Origin of the sequence: Promicromonospora iranensis, from assembly GCF_028994805.1 — a bacterium.
In the GTDB taxonomy this organism is placed as follows: Bacteria; Actinomycetota; Actinomycetes; order Actinomycetales; family Cellulomonadaceae; genus Promicromonospora; species Promicromonospora iranensis.
Map to the genome: position 1 here is coordinate 1 of NZ_JAJQQP010000028.1, position 1,529 is coordinate 1,529.

3 protein-coding genes are annotated in these 1,529 nt (G+C 67.2%); all 3 read left to right on the forward strand.

Annotated features, from left to right (window positions below; translation table 11 throughout):
• Positions 1-101: RICIN domain-containing protein (locus LUM46_RS26775; RefSeq protein WP_420875808.1), on the forward strand; the 101-nt coding region annotated here is incomplete at its 5' end.
• 91 nt (positions 102-192) lie between these two features.
• Complete coding sequence (locus LUM46_RS26580) at positions 193-618, forward strand: DoxX family protein (RefSeq protein WP_274998318.1); 426 nt, start codon at positions 193-195, stop codon at positions 616-618.
• 99 nt (positions 619-717) lie between these two features.
• A partial coding sequence (locus LUM46_RS26585) for a lytic polysaccharide monooxygenase (RefSeq protein WP_274998319.1) occupies positions 718-1,529 on the forward strand: 812 nt, incomplete at its 3' end.

A 1,529-nucleotide genomic window follows, 5' to 3' on the forward strand; every position in this document is an offset into this window, starting at 1 on the left:
GCTGCCTCGATGTCGAGGCGGGCAGCACGGCCAACGGGGCACGCCTGCACCTGTGGGACTGCGGCACCTGGGACAGCCAGAAGTGGACCACCACCACCTGACCTACGCCGGGTGGCTGCGGCACTCCTCGCCGCGGGCAGCCACCGACATCCACAGACCATATTCATCCGTTCTCAGAGAGGAACGTCCACTGTGGAGGCACACCCGAAATTGCAAGGCGCGATCCTGGGCCTTTTCCGCATCGTCGTGGGACTGCTGTTCGCGTGCCACGGCGCTGCGACACTGTTCGGCGTCCTGGGCGGGGGCCACGGCCCCAGTCCCACCATCGGTCAGTGGCCCGGATGGTGGGCGGCACTGATCCAGCTGGCCGGCGGCGCACTCGTCATGCTCGGCGTGGGCACACGTCCGGCCGCGGTCCTCTGCTCAGGCTCCATGGCCTACGCCTATTTCGTCCATCACCAGCCCGACGGACTGTTTCCCCTGCAGAACGGGGGCGAACTGGCCGCGCTGTTCTGCTGGACATTCCTGCTCGTCGCTGCCCTGGGCCCGGGTCGATGGGCTCTTACCGAGTTGTTCGCCCTGCGACGCAGCTCAAGTCCGCTGGACGCGTCACGGTGAGTGGCCGCGGCCATGGCTAGGCGCACTCACACGCTCGTCTACCGCACGCACGACCTGTCAGCAGAGCCGCTGACAGCCAACACAGAGAGGAACAAACTCATGAAGCACTTAGCCACACCCGCTTCTCGCGCCATCGCAATGGGCATCGCAGTCCTCATGGCCATCCTGCTGGGCACCGCGCTGAGCGTCGTCCAGCAGGCACCGCAGGCGTCCGCGCACGGCACGGTCATCGCCCCCGAGACCCGCAACTACGGCTGCCTGCAGCGCTGGGGAAGCAGCGAGCCGAACCAGGCCCAGGACCCCATGTGCTACCGGACCTTCCACGAGAACCCGAACGCCATCACCGCGTGGAAGGCCGTCTACGCCAACAACACCGGAGACAACTACAAGCAGGTCATCCCGAACGGCCAGATCTGCAGCGCCGGCCGCCAGGGCGAGACCAACTACGCACCGCTCGACCGTCCCGGCCCGTGGGTGACCACGAGCCTCGGCTCCAACTTCACCGTCGACGTCTACGACGAAGCGCAGCACGGCGCCGACTGGCTCGAGGTCTACGTCACGAGGCAAGGGTTCGACCCGCTGTACGAGGAGATCGGCTGGGACGACCTCGAGCTGGTCAAGAAGACTGGCCGCTACGGCTACCAGGCGCACTACGTCACCGACGTCACCACGTCCGGATACAGCGGACGCCACGTCGTCGTGACCGTCTGGAAGGCGTCGCACATGGACCAGAAGTACTTCCTGTGCAGCGACGTGACCTTCGGTGGGGGCGGCGACCCCACGCCCACCCCGACTCCGACGCCCACGCCCACGCCGACGCCGACGCCGACGCCGACGGGTGGTCAGGTGGTCAACACCAAGTCGGGCAAGTGCGTCGACCGTGCTGGTGGTGGCACCGCCAATGGCACGCC